The following is a 14,679-nucleotide window of genomic DNA, read 5'->3' as shown; positions in this document are numbered from 1 at the left end:
CATCGCTTTTCCCGCTTTCGTTGCGTTGATTTCGTTGTTTCAATAAGGAGAATTTTCATGCAAATCCTGCTTCCTCCCGGCTGGCCGCGTCCCAAGGGCTACTCCAACGGCGTCGCCGTGCGCGGCCGCATGGTGTTCGTGGCGGGCATGATCGGCTGGGACGCCCAAGGCGTGTTCCATACAGACGATATGGCGGGCCAGGTGCGCCAGGCGCTGCAGAATATCGTGGAAGTCCTGCAAGAGGGCGGCGCCCGGCCCGAGCACATCGTGCGCATGACCTGGTACGTGACCGACAAGCACGAATACATCGCCGCCTATCCCGAAATCGGCAAGGCGTTCCGCGAACTCATCGGCAGCTTCAATGCCTCCATGACCGCCATTGAAGTCGCTGCGCTGATCGAAGACCGCGCCAAGGTCGAGATCGAAGTCACCGCCGTCATTCCCGACTGAGGCCGCGCATGTCCGATCCGACGATCCCGGAAGAAATGGACGAATCGCGGCGCGCCGGGCTGGCCCACGCGCTGTTCGTCGAGAGTGAGGCGGCCCGGGTGCCGGAGGCTGCAGCCGCCGCGCCCCGCGCCATCCAGGCCATCGGTGTGGTCGGCGGCGGCACCATGGGGGCGGGCATTGCCGTGTCGGCCCTGCGCGCCGGCTGCCAGGTCACGATGGTCGAGCGCGATGCCGCCGGGGTCGCCCGGGGCCGCGCCAACGTCGAATCGATCCTGGACGGGCTGGTGGCGCGCAAGCGCCTGTCGGCCGAAGACCGGGACGCCGTGCTGGCGCGCTTCGACGGTTCGGCGGACTATGCCGCGCTGCGGGACGTCGATCTGGTGATCGAGGCCGCGTTCGAGGACATGGCGGTCAAGCAGGCCGTCTTCGCCGAACTGGACCGCGTCTGCCGGCCGGGCGCCATCCTGGCGACCAACACGTCCTACCTGGATGTGGACGTCATTGCGGCCGGCACCTCCCGGCCTGCGGACGTCATCGGCCTGCATTTCTTTTCACCCGCCCACATCATGAAGCTGCTGGAGATCGTCGTGCCCGCGAAGGTCGCCGCCGACGTGGTCGCCAGCGCCTTTGACCTGGCCAAGCGGCTGGGCAAGATTCCGGTGCGCGCCGGGATCTGCGACGGCTTCATCGGCAACCGGATGCTGGCCGCTTATCGCCAGGCGGCCAACGTCATGATGGAGGACGGCGCCTCGCCCTACGCCATCGACGCCGCCGTGCGCGGCCTGGGCTTTCCCATGGGGCCGTTCCAGGTCTATGACCTGGCCGGCGGCGACATCAACTGGGCCATGCGCAAACGCCAGGCGCCGACGCGCGATCCTCGCGCGCGCTATGTGCAGATCGCCGACCGCCTGTGCGAACGCGGCTGGTTCGGGCAGAAGACCGGTCGCGGCTGGTATCTGTACGAGCCGGGCGCGCGCGTCGGGACCGAAGATCCCGAGGTGCTGGCCATCGTCGAGGCCGAGCGCGCCCGTGTGGGCGTGACGCCGCGCGCTTTCGGCGAACAGGAAATCGTGCGCCGCTATATGGCGGCCATGGTGAACGAGGGCGCCAACGTGGTGCACGAAGGCATTGCGCTGCGCCCGCTGGACGTCGATGCCGTGCTGTTGCACGGCTATGGCTTCCCGCGTCACCTGGGCGGACCGATGCATTACGGCGATACCGTGGGGCTGGCGGCGATCCTGGCCGACATCCGGTCGTACGCCCAGGACGACCCGCTGTTCTGGCAGCCCTCGCCCTTGCTGGTGCAACTGGTCGAGCAGAACCGCGATTTTGCCAGCCTGAACCGGATCTGAAGGAAGTCTCCATGCGTGAAGCCGTCATCGTTTCCATCGCGCGTACGCCGCTCACCAAGTCGCATCGGGGCGAGTTCAACCTGACTCCGGGGCCGACGCTGGCGGCCTTTGCCGTGCGGGCGGCCGTGGAGCGCGCCGGGATCGATCCGGGACTGATCGAGGATGTGATCCTGGGCACCGGTTATCCCGAAGGCGCCACGGGCCGCAATCTGGGCCGCCAGACCGCCGTCCGGGCCGGATTGCCCGTCTCGGCGGCGGGGCAGACCGTGAGCCGGTTCTGCGCCTCGGGCCTGCAGGCCGTTGCCGCTGCAGCCGGGGCCGTCGTCGGCGGCGCCCAGGCGGTGGTCGCCGGCGGCGCCGAAAGCATCTCGCTGCTGCGCCGGCCCGCGCAGGGCGCGGCGGACCCGACGCTGGACCCCTGGATCGAAGCACATTACCCGACGCTGTACATGAGCATGCTGGAAACCGCCGACATCGTGGCGGCGCGCTACGGCATCGGCCGCGAAGACCAGGACCGCTTTGCCGTCGAAAGCCAGCGCCGCGCGCACGAAGCCCAGCAGGCGGGCCGGTATGCCGAGGAAATCGTGCCCTGCGCGACGACCATGGCCGTCGTCGACAAGGCGACCGGGGCGGTCAGCCGCCGGGAAGTCACGGTCTCGGCCGATACCTGCAACCGGCCCGGCACGACTTACGAAGCGCTGGCGGCCCTGGCTCCGGTGCGGGGACCGGATCAGTTCGTCACGGCGGGCAATGCGTCCCAGTTGTCGGACGGCGCCTCGGCCTGCGTGCTGATGGAGGCCCGTGAGGCCGAACGCCTGGGCCTGTCGCCGCTGGGGGCCTTCCGGGGCTTCGCCATCGCGGGCTGCGAGGCGGACGAGATGGGCATCGGCCCTGTCTACGCCGTGCCGCGCCTGCTGGAGCGGCACGGGCTGAAGGTCGAGGACATCGACCTGTGGGAGCTCAACGAGGCCTTCGCGTCCCAGTCGCTCTATTGCCAGCGGCGTCTGGGCATTCCCTCGGAACGGCTGAACGTCAACGGCGGGGCGATTGCGCTCGGTCACCCCTTCGGCATGACCGGCGCCCGGCTGGCCGGCCACGTGCTGCTGGAAGGCCGCCGCCGCAAGGCGCGCTACGCCGTCGTGACGATGTGCATCGCCGGCGGCATGGGGGCGGCGGGGTTGTTCGAGGTTTTCTAGTGTCCTGCCTCCACGTCGCGGCGAGTTACACTCTGGGCAACCTGTCCCTGACGATCGAGCCGCCATGCCCATCCATGAAATCCGCCACCCCCTGATCCGTCACAAGCTGGGCTTGATGCGGCGCGCGGACCTCAGCACCAAGAATTTCCGTGAAATGGCCCAGGAGGTCGGCGCGCTGCTGACCTACGAGGCCACCAAGGACCTGCCGCTGGAGCCTGCGCGCATCACCGGCTGGGCGGGTGAGATCGACGTCGAGAAGCTGGCCGGGAAAAAGGTCACCGTGGTGCCCATCCTGCGCGCCGGCATCGGCATGCTGGACGGTGTGCTGACCTTGATTCCGGGCGCCAAGGTCAGCGCAGTGGGCATCGCGCGCAATGAAGAAACCCTGCAGGCCCAGCCCTACCTGGAAAAGCTTGTCGGCCAACTGGACCAGCGCCTGGCCTTGATCGTCGATCCCATGCTCGCCACGGGCGGGTCCATGGTGGCCGCCATCGACATGCTCAAGCAGGCCGGCGCCCGCACCGTGCGCGCTTTGGTGCTGGTGGCTGCGCCCGAGGGCATCGCCGCCGTCGAACGCGCCCACCCGGACGTGCATATCTACACCGCGTCCATCGACGACCACCTGAACGAGAACGGCTACATCATTCCCGGCCTGGGCGACGCCGGGGACCGTATTTTCGGCACGCGGCAGAAGACCGACTGAGCGCGGCCGGGCCGGTTGCCGGAAGCAGGGTCGCCTTTGATTAGCCTCAGAACATTCATGTTTTGATACATCAGGGTTTTCCCGTGTCGTGTAGGATGGGGTGTCATCATGTCTTACACAGGAGCTGTTCATGGCCACTCGCAAGCAAATCGCTACGCAATCCCCCGGAGATGCCTTGATTGAAGACCTGAAGTCCAGCCTGGACCAGGCTGAAAAACTCTTGCGCGAGGCCGCCGATGCGACGGGAGAAAAGGCCGCCGATCTGCGCGCCCGGGCCTTGAAGGCGCTGGACCAGGGCCGCGAGGCCCTGTCCGAAACCCAGGCCAGCCTGATGGAGCAAGGGCGCAAGGTCGCTCATGACACCGACGAGTACGTCCAGGCCAATCCCTGGAAGGCAGTCGGGATCGCCGGCGTGGCCGGCCTGCTGCTGGGCGCGTTGCTGTCCCGCCGCTGATCTGTTCGGACGCCTCATGGGACCGATCAGCCGCGCGTTTTCCGACCTGGCCGCTCAGTTGGCGGCCCTGGCCGGCACGCGCCTGGAACTGTTCGGCCTGGAGGCCCGGGACGCCGGCGACCGCCTGCTGTGCCGCCTGGCGGCGCTGCTGGCCGCCGCCGTCTTTTTTCTGTTGGCGCTGCTGGTGGCCACCTTGGCTGTGGCCCTGGCCTTCTGGCCGACCGAATACCGCTTCCTGGCCCTGGGCTTGCTGGCGCTGCTGTATGCCGTGTCGGGCGCGGGTCTGGCCGGCTGGCTGGTCCATCGCCTGAAACATGACCCGGACCCGTTCTCCGTGACGGCCGAAGTGCTGCGTGAAGACGCCCGGGCGCTGGGTGATGGTGTTCAGGACCGCCCCACGGCGCGTCTCGTGCCAGACGATCCGATCCCGGGAGACGAGCCATGAAGACGTCATCTGCGGACCGCGCCGCGTCTTCGACGGCTGCGGACCGCCGCATGCGGATCGAACTGCTGCGCATGCGTGCCGGCTACGAACGCCTGGCCGTCCGGCGCAGCGCCTGCCAACTGGCCGGCGAATTGCGGCCGGAGGCCCTGGCGGCCCAGGCGCGCGACCGCCTGGGATCGTTCGGCCTGGGCTGGCTGGGCGGCGGATTGCAGGCCCTGCGCCGCTATCCCGTGCTGCTGTCCTTGTTGACTTCGGTGATATCCAACCGCCAGCGGCGCGGCATCGCCCTGAAGACGGCGCTGATCGCCGGTCTGGTGTGGCTCGGCAAGCGCCGGAACTGCGACACCGACGCCTGAGCTATAGCCCCAGATCTCCCCACATCGCGTCCACCCGCTGCTTGACCTCGGTCGTCATCTGGATCGGGCGGCCCCATTCGCGCTGGGTTTCGCCCGGCCATTTATTGGTCGCGTCCATCCCCATCTTGCCGCCCAGGCCCGAGACGGGCGAGGCGAAGTCCAGGTAGTCGATCGGGGTGTTGTCCACCAGCAGGGTGTCGCGCACCGGGTCCATGCGCGTGGTCATGGCCCAGATGACCTCGGGCCATTGCCGGGGATCGATGTCCTCGTCCACGACCACGATGAACTTGGTGTACATGAACTGCCGCAGCACGCTCCACAGGCCGAACAGGATGCGCTTGGCGTGGCCCGGATACTGCTTGCGGATCGACACCACGGCCAGGCGGTAGCTGCAGCCTTCGGGCGGCAGGTGGAAGTCGACGATTTCCGGGAACTGGCGCTTGAGCAGGGGCACGAAGACCTCGTTCAGGGCCACGCCCAGGACGGCGGGTTCGTCGGGCGGCTTGCCGGTATAGGTGCTGTGATAGAGGGGGTTGCGCCGGTGGGTGATGCGTTCCACCGTGAAGACCGGGAACCAGTCCTGTTCGTTGTAATAGCCGGTGTGGTCGCCGTAAGGGCCTTCCAGCGCCATCTCGTAGCCGGTGTCCGGCGGCGGGGTGACGCCTTCTGGCACTTCGGGGCGGCGCGCGCGCGGGTCGGAGGCCGGCAGGATGTGGCCTTCGAGAATGATTTCGGCGTGGGCCGGCACCGACAGGCCGCTGCCCAGCGCGGGCGCCAGTTCGGTGCGCGAACCGCGCAGCAGGCCGGCAAACTGGTATTCCGACAGGCTGTCGGGGATGGGGGTGACGGCCGCCAGCGTGGTGGCGGGGTCGGCGCCCAGCGCCACGGCGATCGGGAACGGCTCGCCGGGATGGGCCAGCGCGTGGTCGCGGAAATCCAGCGCGCCGCCGCGATGCGACAGCCAGCGCATGATGAGCTTGTTGCGGCCGATCAGTTGCTGGCGGTAGATGCCCAGATTCTGGCGGCGCGCGCGCGGCCCGCGCGTGATCACCAGGCCCCAGGTCAGCAGCGGGGCCACATCACCCGGCCAGCAGCTTTGCAGGGGCAGGGCGTTCAGGTCCACGTCCCCGGCCTCGATCACCACTTCCTGGCAGGGCGGGCTGCGCAGTTGCCGGGGGTTCATGTCCCACAGGGCAGCCTTCAGCATGGAAACCTTGGACAGCGCATCGCGCATCCCCTGGGGCGGCGTGGGCTCGCGCAGCGAGGCCAGCAGTTCGCCGGTCTCGCGCAGGGCGGAGACGTCCTCGGCGCCCATGCCCCAGGCGACGCGTTGCGGCGTGCCGAACAGATTGGTCAGCACCGGGGTGCCGCAGGCCCGGCCGGCGTGGGTCGGGTGTTCGAACAGCAGGGCGGGGCCGGCGGCCCGCAGGACCCGGTCGCTGATTTCGGTCATCTCCAGGTCAGTGGAAACGGGGTGCGCGATGCGCTTGAGCTGGCCCTGGCGTTCCAGTTGGGTGATGAAGTCCCGGAGGTCGCGATATTTCACGGTCGTGTCGTTGATCGGTTACAGTGGCGTCGTGCCCAAGATTACCACTCCCCCAGCCCAGGCGGTTTCCGGAGGTGCTCATGCGCTCCGTGCCTGAACATCTGTGGCGCGGCGTGCATGCCGTGCTGCGGCCTGTCGGCGAATTCGTCCACGTCAGCGCCATCTACCTGGGGCTGGCCGTGCTCACCACGCTGGGCTTGAGCCTGGTGCTGCCGTCCATGCGCCAGCAGTCGCAGCAGTTGCACGAGGTCGTCCTGACGATGTTCCAGGCGGACGGCGCCGGCTATACCTCGGACGATGAGGGCGAGGTGTCGGATTGGGCGCTGCCGCCGACGGCCCAGGCGCCGGAGCCGGGCGCGGCATCGACCGCCGACACCGCCGCCGGCGGCACGGAGGCGGGGTCGGCAGAGCCGTCCGGGCAGGCGGGACAGACGGCGCAGACCGGCCCGGCGGTTCCGATCGAACCCGGGCGCACGACCTTTGCCGGCGCCTTGGCGGCCAGCCTGCGCGATCAGCCGATCCAGGGCGTGACCCAATCCCAGTCGCATGCGCTGCGCAGCTACCTGGCGCGCAAATACCGGATCGCCAATAGCGTGGCGGGCGCCCTGATCCGCACGGCCTTCGAGGTCGGGCGCGAGCAGAAGCTGGACCCGCAGTTGCTGCTGGCCGTGATCGCCATCGAGTCGCGCTACAACCCGTTCGTCGAGAGCGCCGTGGGCGCCCAGGGCCTGATGCAGGTCATGACCAGCGTGCACCGGGACAAGCTGCGGCCCAGCGGCGGGTCGGCGGCGGTTTTTGATCCGGTGGTCAACATGCGCGTCGGGGCGCAGATCCTGGCGGATTGCATCCGCCGGCGGGGCGGCATCGAGGGCGGCCTGGCCTGTTATGTCGGCGCGACCGGCCCCAGCGACGGCGGCTACGGCGCCCGGGTGCTGGCGGAACGCCGCCGCATCGCCCTGGCCTCGGGGCTGCCGCCCAAGGACTGAGCGGGGCCGCGTTCCGGGCCGGCCGGGCGAGAAGTTGCGTGGCGCTAGCGGCGCCCCAGGAACGCCGCCATCCGGTCGACGGCCTCGCTCAGGCGGTCCAGGCCGGTGGCGTAGGAAAAGCGCACGGTATGCTGCGCGTGGGCCTGGCCGAAGTCCAGTCCCGGCACGGCGGCGACCCCGGCTTCGTCCAGCAGGCGGCGGCAGAATGCCGTGCTGTCCATCCCCAGTTCGCGGATGTCGGAAAAAATGTAGAAGGCGCCGTCCGGGGCGGCGGGCACGCGCAGGCCCAGGCGTTCGAAGGCGGGCAGCAGAAAATCGCGTCGCTCCTTGAACGACAGCCGCCGGTGTTCGTAGATCTGCATGACCTCGGGTTCGAAGCAACTGAGCGCCGCGTGCTGGGCCAGCGCCGGGGCGCAGATCGCCAGGCTGGCGCCCAGCCGTTCCAGGGCGGGCATCATGGCTTCGGGCGCGATCAGCCAGCCCAGCCGCCAGCCCGTCATGTGAAAGTATTTTGAGAAGCTGTTGATGACCAGCAGGTCGTCGTCCAGCGTCAGGCCGCTGCGCGGGGGCTCGTCGTAATACAGGCCCAGGTAGATCTCGTCCAGGATGACGAAGCCGCCGCGCGCACGCACGGCGGCGATCAGGTCGCGCAGGGCCTCGCGCGGCATCGAGGTGCCGGTGGGATTGCTGGGCGAGGCGATCAGCACGCCGCGTGTCGCCGGTCCCCAGTGGGCGGCGATGTCTTCCGGACTCAATTGATAGCGATGCGCCGCCGTGGTCGGCACCAGGCGCGTGATCCCGCCGGCGGCCGTGATGAAATTGCGGTTGGCGGGGTAGGACGGATCGGGCATCAGGACTTCATCGCCCGGATCGATCAGGGCCATCGCCGCCAGCATCAGGGCGCCTGAGGCGCCTGACGTGATCAGGACGCGGGCCGGGTCCACGGATGCGCCGAAATGGGTGCCGTAATAGTGGGCGATGGCTTCGCGCAGCGCCGGGATGCCGGCGGGCGCGGTGTAGCCGCTGAGTCCTGCGTCGGCCGCCCGGTTCAGGGTTTCCAGCACGCGCGCGGGGGCGGTGAAGTCGGGCTCGCCAATGCCCAGACTGATGATGTCGCGCCCCTGGGCCGCGAGGGCCTGGGCCTGTTTCAGGACTTCCACGGCGTAAAATGGCGCCGTGCGTTCGGTTCTGTCGGCCAGTCGGACCATCGTGCAACCCTGCAGTGCTGTTCGGAATGAAAGCCCGATTGTAGACCTTCGCCCTCGGAGTCCCGCCATGCAGTCTTCCTCGCGCCGCGCCTTTCTGGTCGGCCGCCGTACGGAACGATCCCCCTGGGAAACTTTTCTGGCGCGCCTGCGCCGCGTCGCGCAGGGCACGGTGTACGACTTCGCCTCGGAAGCGGGCAGCGCCCGGCTGGTGCCGGGGCATATGCAGGACGTTTATCACGCCCGCTCCTTGTGCGTGGAGCACGGCGTCACGCTGGCCCTGGACGGCATCCCCCTGGCCGACCGGCTGGACGACAGCCCCGTGCTGTGGGTCGAGCCGGGGGCCGCAATGGCCCGTTGCGAGCGCCTGGGGCCGGACGATCCGCGCTGGTTCGTGCAGCCCGGCTGCCTGATCGGCGAACTGGAACAGGCCGGGCTGCCGCAGTTTCGCGATCAGCCGCCGCATCTGACGGTGGCGGCCTGGCTGGCCGACCGGCGCGGTTGCGACTGGGATGGCGGCGGCACGGCCGCCAGCGGCCTGGCGCATGCGATGGTGCTGCTGGCCGACGGCACCCAGGCCAACCTCGGCGCTTTCGGGGTGGACAATCGCAAACCGCTGGACAATCTGCGCGTCCAGGGCATGATCCCCCGGCTGTTCGAACTCGCCTCGGTGTCCGCGTCCGACGCGCTGCGGGTCGATGGCCTGTGGAACGGGCGCTACCGGCTGGACGCGCTGCAGCCGGCGGCCGGCGGCACCATCAACCTGGCGCATCTGCTGCTGGGCCACGGCGGCGAACTGGGCTGGGTCGAATGGCTGGTGTTCGACGAACGCGCCGGGTTTCCGATTGAACGCCCCTATGAACTGCGCTATGGCCGCCGCCCGGGCACCGACGCGGCGGCAGGGGACATGGACCAGGCCGTGCGCGCCCTGTTCGACCCCGACGGCGTCTTCCCGGAACAGGGCCAGCGGTTCTGATCCCGGACCCGCGCCGTGCGCACGCCCGGGGCGTACATCGCCCCATATGATCCGCATGCGGCCCGCGCCATACCGCAGGCCTGCGCAAGCGGCTAGAATGGCTGGCAGCACATCTGCTTATTACCCTCACGTATCAAGGCTGCTTCTACCATGGACGAATCCTTGCGCGCCGCGGCGCTCGAATATCACGAGCACGGCCGTCCCGGGAAAATCTCGGTCACCCCCACCAAACAGCTTTCCAACCAGCGGGACCTCGCGTTGGCCTATTCGCCCGGGGTCGCCGCCGCGTGCGAGGAAATCGTCGCCGACAGCCATAACGCCTTCCGCTATACCGGGCGCGGCAATCTGGTCGGCGTCATCACCAACGGCACCGCCGTCCTGGGGCTGGGCAATATCGGCCCCCTGGCATCCAAGCCGGTGATGGAAGGCAAGGCCGTGCTGTTCAAGAAATTCTCCGGCCTGGACGTCTTCGACATCGAGATCAACGAGCAGGACCCGGACAAGCTGGTGGACATCATCGCCGGCCTGGAACCCACCTTCGGCGGCATCAACCTCGAAGACATCAAGGCGCCGGAATGCTTCTACGTCGAACAGAAGCTGCGCGAGCGCATGAACATCCCCGTCTTCCACGATGACCAGCATGGCACCGCCATCTGCGTGACCGCGGCCTTCATCAACGGCCTGGAGGTCGTGGGCAAGGACGTCTCCAAGGTCAAGGTCGTGGTGTCCGGCGCCGGCGCGGCCGCCCTGGGCTGCCTGGACCTGATGATGGACATGGGCCTGCCGCTGGAGCACATCTGGGTGTCCGACATCGAAGGCGTGGTCTACGAAGGCCGCACCGTCCTGATGGACGAAAAGAAGTCCCGCTTCGCCCAGAAGACCGACGCGCGCACGCTGGATGACATCATCGGCGACGCCGACGTGTTCCTGGGGCTGTCGGCCGGCGGGGTGCTCAAGCCCCATATGGTCGAAAAAATGGCCGAGCGCCCGCTGGTGCTGGCGCTGGCCAACCCCAATCCTGAAATCCTGCCGGCCGACGCGCTGGCGGTGCGGCCCGACGCCGTGATCGCCACCGGCCGGTCCGACTTCCCCAATCAGGTCAACAACGTGCTGTGCTTCCCGTACATCTTCCGCGGGGCGCTGGACGTGGGGGCGACCACCATCACGCGCGGCATGGAAAAAGCCGCCGTCATGGCGATCTGCAAACTGGCCCGGGAAGAACAGAACGACATCGTGGCGGCCGCCTACGGCCTGTACGACGTGTCCTTCGGGCCCAGCTACTTCATTCCCAAGCCTTTCGATCCGCGCTTGATCGCGCGCATCTCTCCCGCCGTGGCGCAGGCCGCCATGGAAGACGGCGTCGCCACCCGGCCCCTGGTGGACCTGGAAAGCTACGCGGGCCAGCTCGAGCAGTTCGTCTACCACTCCGGCGCCTTCATGAAGCCGCTGTTCTCGGCGGCGCGCGCCATGATCCGCGAAGGCGGCAAATCGCGCATCGTCTTTGCCGAGGGCGAGGACGAACGCGTGCTGCGCGCCGTGCAGATCGTGGTGGACGAACGCCTGGCCAAGCCCATTCTCATCGGCCGGCCCGCCGTGCTGGCCGACCGGATCGAAAAATACGGGCTGCGGATCCGCCTGGGGGTCGATGTCGAGGTCACCAACCCCGAGCACGACGAACGCTTCCACCAGTACTGGAACACGTACTGGGAGCTGATGTGCCGCCGCGGCATCACCAAGGAAATGGCGCGGGTCGAGATGCGCCGCCGCCTGACCCTGATCGGCGCCATGATGGTGCGCCTGGGCGACGCCGACGGCATGATCTGCGGCACGGTGGGGTCCTATGGCAACCACCTGCGCTTCATCGACGAGGTCCTGGGCCAGCAGCCCGGCGCCCGCACCTACGCGGCCATGAACATCCTGCTCCTGGAAGAGCGCACCCTGGCGTTGGCGGACACGCACGTCAACGACAATCCCGATGCGGAACAGATCGCCGAGATCACCCTGATGGCGGCGGAAGAAATGCGCCGCCTCAACATCGTGCCCAAGGCCGCGCTGCTGTCGCGTTCCAATTTCGGCACCGGCAGCTCGTCCTCCGGCGAAAAAATGCGCCAGGCCCTGGCGCTGGTGCGTGAGCGCGACCCCAGTCTCGAGATCGACGGCGAAATGCATGGCGACTGCGCCCTGGATCCGGCGCTGCGCGAACGCATCCTGCCGTCCACCACGCTGCACGGCGAGGCCAATCTGCTGGTCTGCCCCAGCGTGGATGCCGGCAACATCGCCTACAACCTGCTCAAGACGGCGGCGGGCGGCAATGTGGCCGTCGGCCCGTTCCTGCTGGGCGCCAGTGCGCCGGTGCACATCCTGACCTCCAGCTCCACCGTGCGCCGGATCGTCAACATGACCGCGCTGACCGTGGTCGATGCCAACAAGCCGCGTCACGCCTGAGGAACCGCTGGACGGACCCGCATCCGCGGTGGCGTCCGGCGCCCCTGAGGCGGGGGCGGGCGGGCGGCCCCGGGTCGGCCTGGTCATGACCGGGGGCGGCGCCCGCGCCGCCTACCAGGCCGGTGTGCTCTCGGGCGTCCTGGAATTGCTGGACCCGGACCGCAGGCCGGGTTTTCGCAACCCTTTCGACATCATTTGCGGCACCTCGGCGGGGGCCATCAACGCGGCCGCCCTGGCCTGCCGCGCCCACCAGCCGCATCGCGCCGTCGATCACCTGTGCGATCTGTGGCAGGCGCTGCGCACGCACGACATTTATTATTCGGACGCGGCGCGGCTGATGCGCACCGGCCTGCAATGGCTGGGCATGCTGGGCCTGGGCTGGATCAGGCCGCAACTGTCCCGCTACGCACCGCATTCCCTGCTGGACAACCAGCCCCTGGCCGGCCTGCTGAGCCGCGCCCTGAGTTTTCCCCGCCTGCAGACCAATCTGGATCGCGGCCACCTGAGCGCCCTGGCGATCACGGCCACGGCCTACACCACGGGCGAGCACCTGACCTTCTACCAGGCCCGGCAGAGCATCCAGCCCTGGTCGCGCACCCTGCGGCGCGCCGTGGCGTGCGCCATCGGCGTGGATCACCTGATGGCCTCCAGCGCCATTCCCTTCGTCTTTCCCGCCCGCGCCATCCTGATGGGCGGGCGCACGCTCTGGTGCGGCGACGGCTCGATGCGGCAACTGGCGCCGATCAGCCCGGCCATCCACCTGGGGGCCGAGCGCATCTTCGTCATCGGCACCAATTACAGCGACGAAACCAGTCCCGACGTGCATGATCTGGACCCGCCGTATCCCAATCTGGCCCAGATCGCGGGGCACACACTGTCGAACATTTTTCTCGACGGCGTGTCCATGGACATGGAGCGCATGGAGCGGATCAATGCCCTGCTTGCACGAATCCCTGCAAATCGTTTAAAAAGCGAGTCACTGCGACCCATCCACACCCTGATGATCGCGCCCAGCCGTTCCCTGGACGAGCTGGCGTTGGAGCATCTGGATGAATTGCCGGGCGCTGTGCGCACCTTGTTTCGCGTACTGGGCGTTTCGCCGCGCAGGATCGAGGCAGGGGGTGGCGCATTGGCGTCCTACCTATTGTTTGAATCCGGCTACACCCGAAGCCTGATTGCGCTGGGCAGGGCAGACAGTTTGAATCAGGCTGAAAAAGTCATCGCTTTTTTCAAGGAGTGGTCCGCATGAGTCCGGCCCAGATCAAAAAAATGCTGACGCAGGGCATCGTGGATGCCCAGGCGGTGAGCGAACAAGAAGCCCTGGAGGCCGCGACCGAGGCCGGTCTGGCCGCCTTCGTCGTCGATTGCGACCGGGCGCGCAACCGTTCCGCCGTGCTGCGGGCCGTGGTCAAGGCCATCGACTACCCGGAATACTTCGGCGGCAATCTGGACGCCTTGTACGACGGTCTGTGCGACACCCTGACGGACCAGAAGGAAGGCCTGTTCCTGTGGTTCCGGCATCTGCATTCCGGCGATCCGGCCCTGAGCGAGGACGCCCAGGCCATCCAGGCTGTGTGCGACGACGTGGTGGAATTCGGCCAGAACAACGAACGCCGCTTCGCCTACGCCATCCAGCATGCCGGCGCGCATCCCGACCCCGAACCGGGCGTCGATCCCACGCCGTACTCGGGGCGCGAGGAATCCGAGACGTAGTTTTTTACCAGTCCAGCAGCGCCGTCGCCGCTGCAGCCAGCGCCAGGCCCGCCGTTTCGGTGCGCAGCACCCGGGGGCCGAATCTCACCCCCGTCAGGCCCCGGCGTTGCGCCAGGGCCAGTTCTTCCGGCGACCAGCCGCCCTCGGGGCCGACCATCAGCGTCAGGCGGTCGCGCACGTCCGCCAGGGCGGTGCGGAAATCCATCCGGCCTTCCGGGTGGCAGAACAAGGCCGGGCCGTCCACCGCTTCCAGGCAGGCCGCCAAGGGCGCGGGCGGGTGGACGTGCATCAGCCGGTTGCGGCCGCACTGCTCGCCGGCCGCCCGGGCGATGGCGCGCCAATGCGCCAGGCGCTTGTCCAGGCGGGGGCCGGACAGGCGCAGGACGCTGCGTTCGGCGGCGACGGGGCGCAGTTCGGTCACGCCCAGTTCGACCGCCTTTTCCACGATCCAGTCCATCTTGTCGCCCGAAGCCAGTCCCTGGATCAGGACCAGCCGCCCGCGCAGTTCGCTGTCGGCGGCTTCGTGCGCGCCCAGCTCGGCCAGGGCGCGCCGGCCTTCGACGCGCAGCACGGCGGGATACTGGCCGCCCCGGCCGTCGAACAGGACGATGGGGGCGCCGTCTGCGAGCCGCAGCACGCGCAGCGCATGATGCGCCAGGGCGTCCGGCAGCTCGATGCGCTCGCCGGCATTCAGCGGGGTTTCGCAGAAGAAACGGGGAGGGGACATGGCATGACCATTGGGCGGGTGCCGTGGACTATAAACCGGATCGGGTGGGGTGGTAAAATCCATGGCTTTGTGATTCTGTATGCGGTGAGGCCATGGCTTCGGTCGTGCGGCGCTTGCCCTCCGAG

Annotated in this window: 14 protein-coding genes and 1 pseudogene; 12 read left to right on the top strand and 3 right to left on the bottom strand. The window is 68.3% G+C overall.

Annotation, left to right across the window (positions count from 1 at the left end):
- Positions 1–57 precede the first annotated feature (57 nt).
- The 7 genes and pseudogenes from ACFO0J_RS03560 (at position 58) to ACFO0J_RS03530 (ending at position 4,956) form a co-directional block, all read left to right on the top strand.
- On the top strand, positions 58–450 hold the full coding sequence (locus ACFO0J_RS03560; RefSeq protein WP_376811678.1) for a RidA family protein: 393 nt from the start codon (positions 58–60) through the stop codon (positions 448–450).
- Between the two features lie 35 nt (positions 451–485).
- Positions 486–1,802, top strand: a pseudogene (locus ACFO0J_RS03555) (3-hydroxyacyl-CoA dehydrogenase); the annotation flags it as partial.
- Between the two features lie 11 nt (positions 1,803–1,813).
- On the top strand, positions 1,814–2,998 hold the full coding sequence (locus ACFO0J_RS03550) for an acetyl-CoA C-acyltransferase (protein ID WP_376811677.1): 1,185 nt from the start codon (positions 1,814–1,816) through the stop codon (positions 2,996–2,998).
- Positions 2,999–3,062: 64 nt separating this feature from the next.
- Positions 3,063–3,701 carry a uracil phosphoribosyltransferase gene (gene upp / locus ACFO0J_RS03545; protein WP_376811676.1) on the top strand — a complete coding sequence of 213 codons (639 nt, stop codon included), beginning with the start codon at positions 3,063–3,065 and terminating at the stop codon, positions 3,699–3,701.
- A 130-nt stretch (positions 3,702–3,831) separates the two neighbouring features.
- Entirely contained in the window at positions 3,832–4,155 is a 324-nt protein-coding gene (locus ACFO0J_RS03540) for an ElaB/YgaM/YqjD family protein (RefSeq protein WP_376811675.1), read from the top strand.
- Between the two features lie 16 nt (positions 4,156–4,171).
- On the top strand, positions 4,172–4,600 hold the full coding sequence (locus tag ACFO0J_RS03535) for a phage holin family protein (protein WP_376811674.1): 429 nt from the start codon (positions 4,172–4,174) through the stop codon (positions 4,598–4,600).
- Positions 4,597–4,956 carry a hypothetical protein gene (locus ACFO0J_RS03530; RefSeq protein ID WP_376811673.1) on the top strand — a complete coding sequence of 120 codons (360 nt, stop codon included), beginning with the start codon at positions 4,597–4,599 and terminating at the stop codon, positions 4,954–4,956. Before ACFO0J_RS03535 ends, ACFO0J_RS03530 begins: the two co-directional genes overlap by 4 nt.
- A 1-nt stretch (position 4,957) precedes the next feature.
- Here the strand turns inward: ACFO0J_RS03530 and ACFO0J_RS03525 are convergent, their stop codons facing one another.
- A complete protein-coding gene (locus ACFO0J_RS03525; RefSeq protein ID WP_376811672.1) occupies positions 4,958–6,502 on the bottom strand; it encodes a UbiD family decarboxylase in 1,545 nt (514 codons plus the stop codon).
- Between the two features lie 80 nt (positions 6,503–6,582).
- Between ACFO0J_RS03525 and ACFO0J_RS03520 the strand changes: the two genes are divergently transcribed.
- Positions 6,583–7,488, top strand: a complete 906-nt coding sequence (locus tag ACFO0J_RS03520) for a lytic transglycosylase domain-containing protein (protein WP_376811671.1) — start codon at positions 6,583–6,585, stop codon at positions 7,486–7,488.
- 44 nt (positions 7,489–7,532) lie between these two features.
- On the opposite strand, the gene ACFO0J_RS03515 is transcribed toward ACFO0J_RS03520, so the two are convergent.
- On the bottom strand, positions 7,533–8,696 hold the full coding sequence (locus ACFO0J_RS03515) for a pyridoxal phosphate-dependent aminotransferase (protein WP_376811670.1): 1,164 nt from the start codon (positions 8,694–8,696) through the stop codon (positions 7,533–7,535).
- Between the two features lie 67 nt (positions 8,697–8,763).
- Between ACFO0J_RS03515 and ACFO0J_RS03510 the strand changes: the two genes are divergently transcribed.
- The 4 genes from ACFO0J_RS03510 to ACFO0J_RS03495 all read left to right on the top strand — a co-directional run bounded on the left by ACFO0J_RS03510 (position 8,764) and on the right by ACFO0J_RS03495 (position 13,827).
- On the top strand, positions 8,764–9,669 hold the full coding sequence (locus tag ACFO0J_RS03510; protein WP_376811669.1) for a hypothetical protein: 906 nt from the start codon (positions 8,764–8,766) through the stop codon (positions 9,667–9,669).
- Positions 9,670–9,819: 150 nt separating this feature from the next.
- A complete protein-coding gene (locus ACFO0J_RS03505) occupies positions 9,820–12,114 on the top strand; it encodes an NADP-dependent malic enzyme (RefSeq protein WP_376811668.1) in 2,295 nt (764 codons plus the stop codon).
- Positions 12,089–13,363 carry a patatin-like phospholipase family protein gene (locus tag ACFO0J_RS03500; protein WP_376811667.1) on the top strand — a complete coding sequence of 425 codons (1,275 nt, stop codon included), beginning with the start codon at positions 12,089–12,091 and terminating at the stop codon, positions 13,361–13,363. The genes ACFO0J_RS03505 and ACFO0J_RS03500 overlap by 26 nt, the downstream gene beginning before the upstream one ends.
- Positions 13,360–13,827, top strand: coding sequence for a barstar family protein (locus ACFO0J_RS03495; RefSeq protein ID WP_376811666.1), 468 nt, complete (start codon positions 13,360–13,362; stop codon positions 13,825–13,827). The genes ACFO0J_RS03500 and ACFO0J_RS03495 overlap by 4 nt, the downstream gene beginning before the upstream one ends.
- A gap of 4 nt (positions 13,828–13,831) precedes the next feature.
- On the opposite strand, the gene ACFO0J_RS03490 is transcribed toward ACFO0J_RS03495, so the two are convergent.
- Positions 13,832–14,554 (bottom strand): 16S rRNA (uracil(1498)-N(3))-methyltransferase, encoded by a 723-nt coding sequence (locus tag ACFO0J_RS03490; RefSeq protein ID WP_376811665.1) that lies wholly within the window; start codon positions 14,552–14,554, stop codon positions 13,832–13,834.
- Between the last annotated feature and the right edge of the window lie 125 nt (positions 14,555–14,679).

Source organism: Castellaniella hirudinis (genome assembly GCF_042651965.1).
In the GTDB taxonomy this organism is placed as follows: domain Bacteria; phylum Pseudomonadota; class Gammaproteobacteria; order Burkholderiales; family Burkholderiaceae_B; genus Castellaniella; species Castellaniella hirudinis.
This window is presented reverse-complemented; position numbering and strand designations above follow the sequence as displayed.

Bases quoted from the DNA above. Each gene is read 5' to 3' on its own strand.
- ACFO0J_RS03560 (WP_376811678.1), top strand. From the start codon at position 58: ATGCAAATCCTGCTTCCTCCCGGCTGGCCGCGTCCCAAGGGCTACTCC.
- ACFO0J_RS03550 (WP_376811677.1), top strand. From the start codon at position 1,814: ATGCGTGAAGCCGTCATCGTTTCCATCGCGCGTACGCCGCTCACCAAG.
- ACFO0J_RS03515 (WP_376811670.1), bottom strand. From the start codon at position 8,696: ATGGTCCGACTGGCCGACAGAACCGAACGCACGGCGCCATTTTACGCC.
- ACFO0J_RS03490 (WP_376811665.1), bottom strand. From the start codon at position 14,554: ATGTCCCCTCCCCGTTTCTTCTGCGAAACCCCGCTGAATGCCGGCGAG.
- ACFO0J_RS03495 (WP_376811666.1), top strand. From the start codon at position 13,360: ATGAGTCCGGCCCAGATCAAAAAAATGCTGACGCAGGGCATCGTGGAT.
- ACFO0J_RS03505 (WP_376811668.1), top strand. From the start codon at position 9,820: ATGGACGAATCCTTGCGCGCCGCGGCGCTCGAATATCACGAGCACGGC.
- ACFO0J_RS03535 (WP_376811674.1), top strand. From the start codon at position 4,172: ATGGGACCGATCAGCCGCGCGTTTTCCGACCTGGCCGCTCAGTTGGCG.
- ACFO0J_RS03540 (WP_376811675.1), top strand. From the start codon at position 3,832: ATGGCCACTCGCAAGCAAATCGCTACGCAATCCCCCGGAGATGCCTTG.
- ACFO0J_RS03500 (WP_376811667.1), top strand. From the start codon at position 12,089: ATGCCAACAAGCCGCGTCACGCCTGAGGAACCGCTGGACGGACCCGCA.
- ACFO0J_RS03520 (WP_376811671.1), top strand. From the start codon at position 6,583: ATGCGCTCCGTGCCTGAACATCTGTGGCGCGGCGTGCATGCCGTGCTG.
- ACFO0J_RS03530 (WP_376811673.1), top strand. From the start codon at position 4,597: ATGAAGACGTCATCTGCGGACCGCGCCGCGTCTTCGACGGCTGCGGAC.
- ACFO0J_RS03510 (WP_376811669.1), top strand. From the start codon at position 8,764: ATGCAGTCTTCCTCGCGCCGCGCCTTTCTGGTCGGCCGCCGTACGGAA.
- upp (WP_376811676.1), top strand. From the start codon at position 3,063: ATGCCCATCCATGAAATCCGCCACCCCCTGATCCGTCACAAGCTGGGC.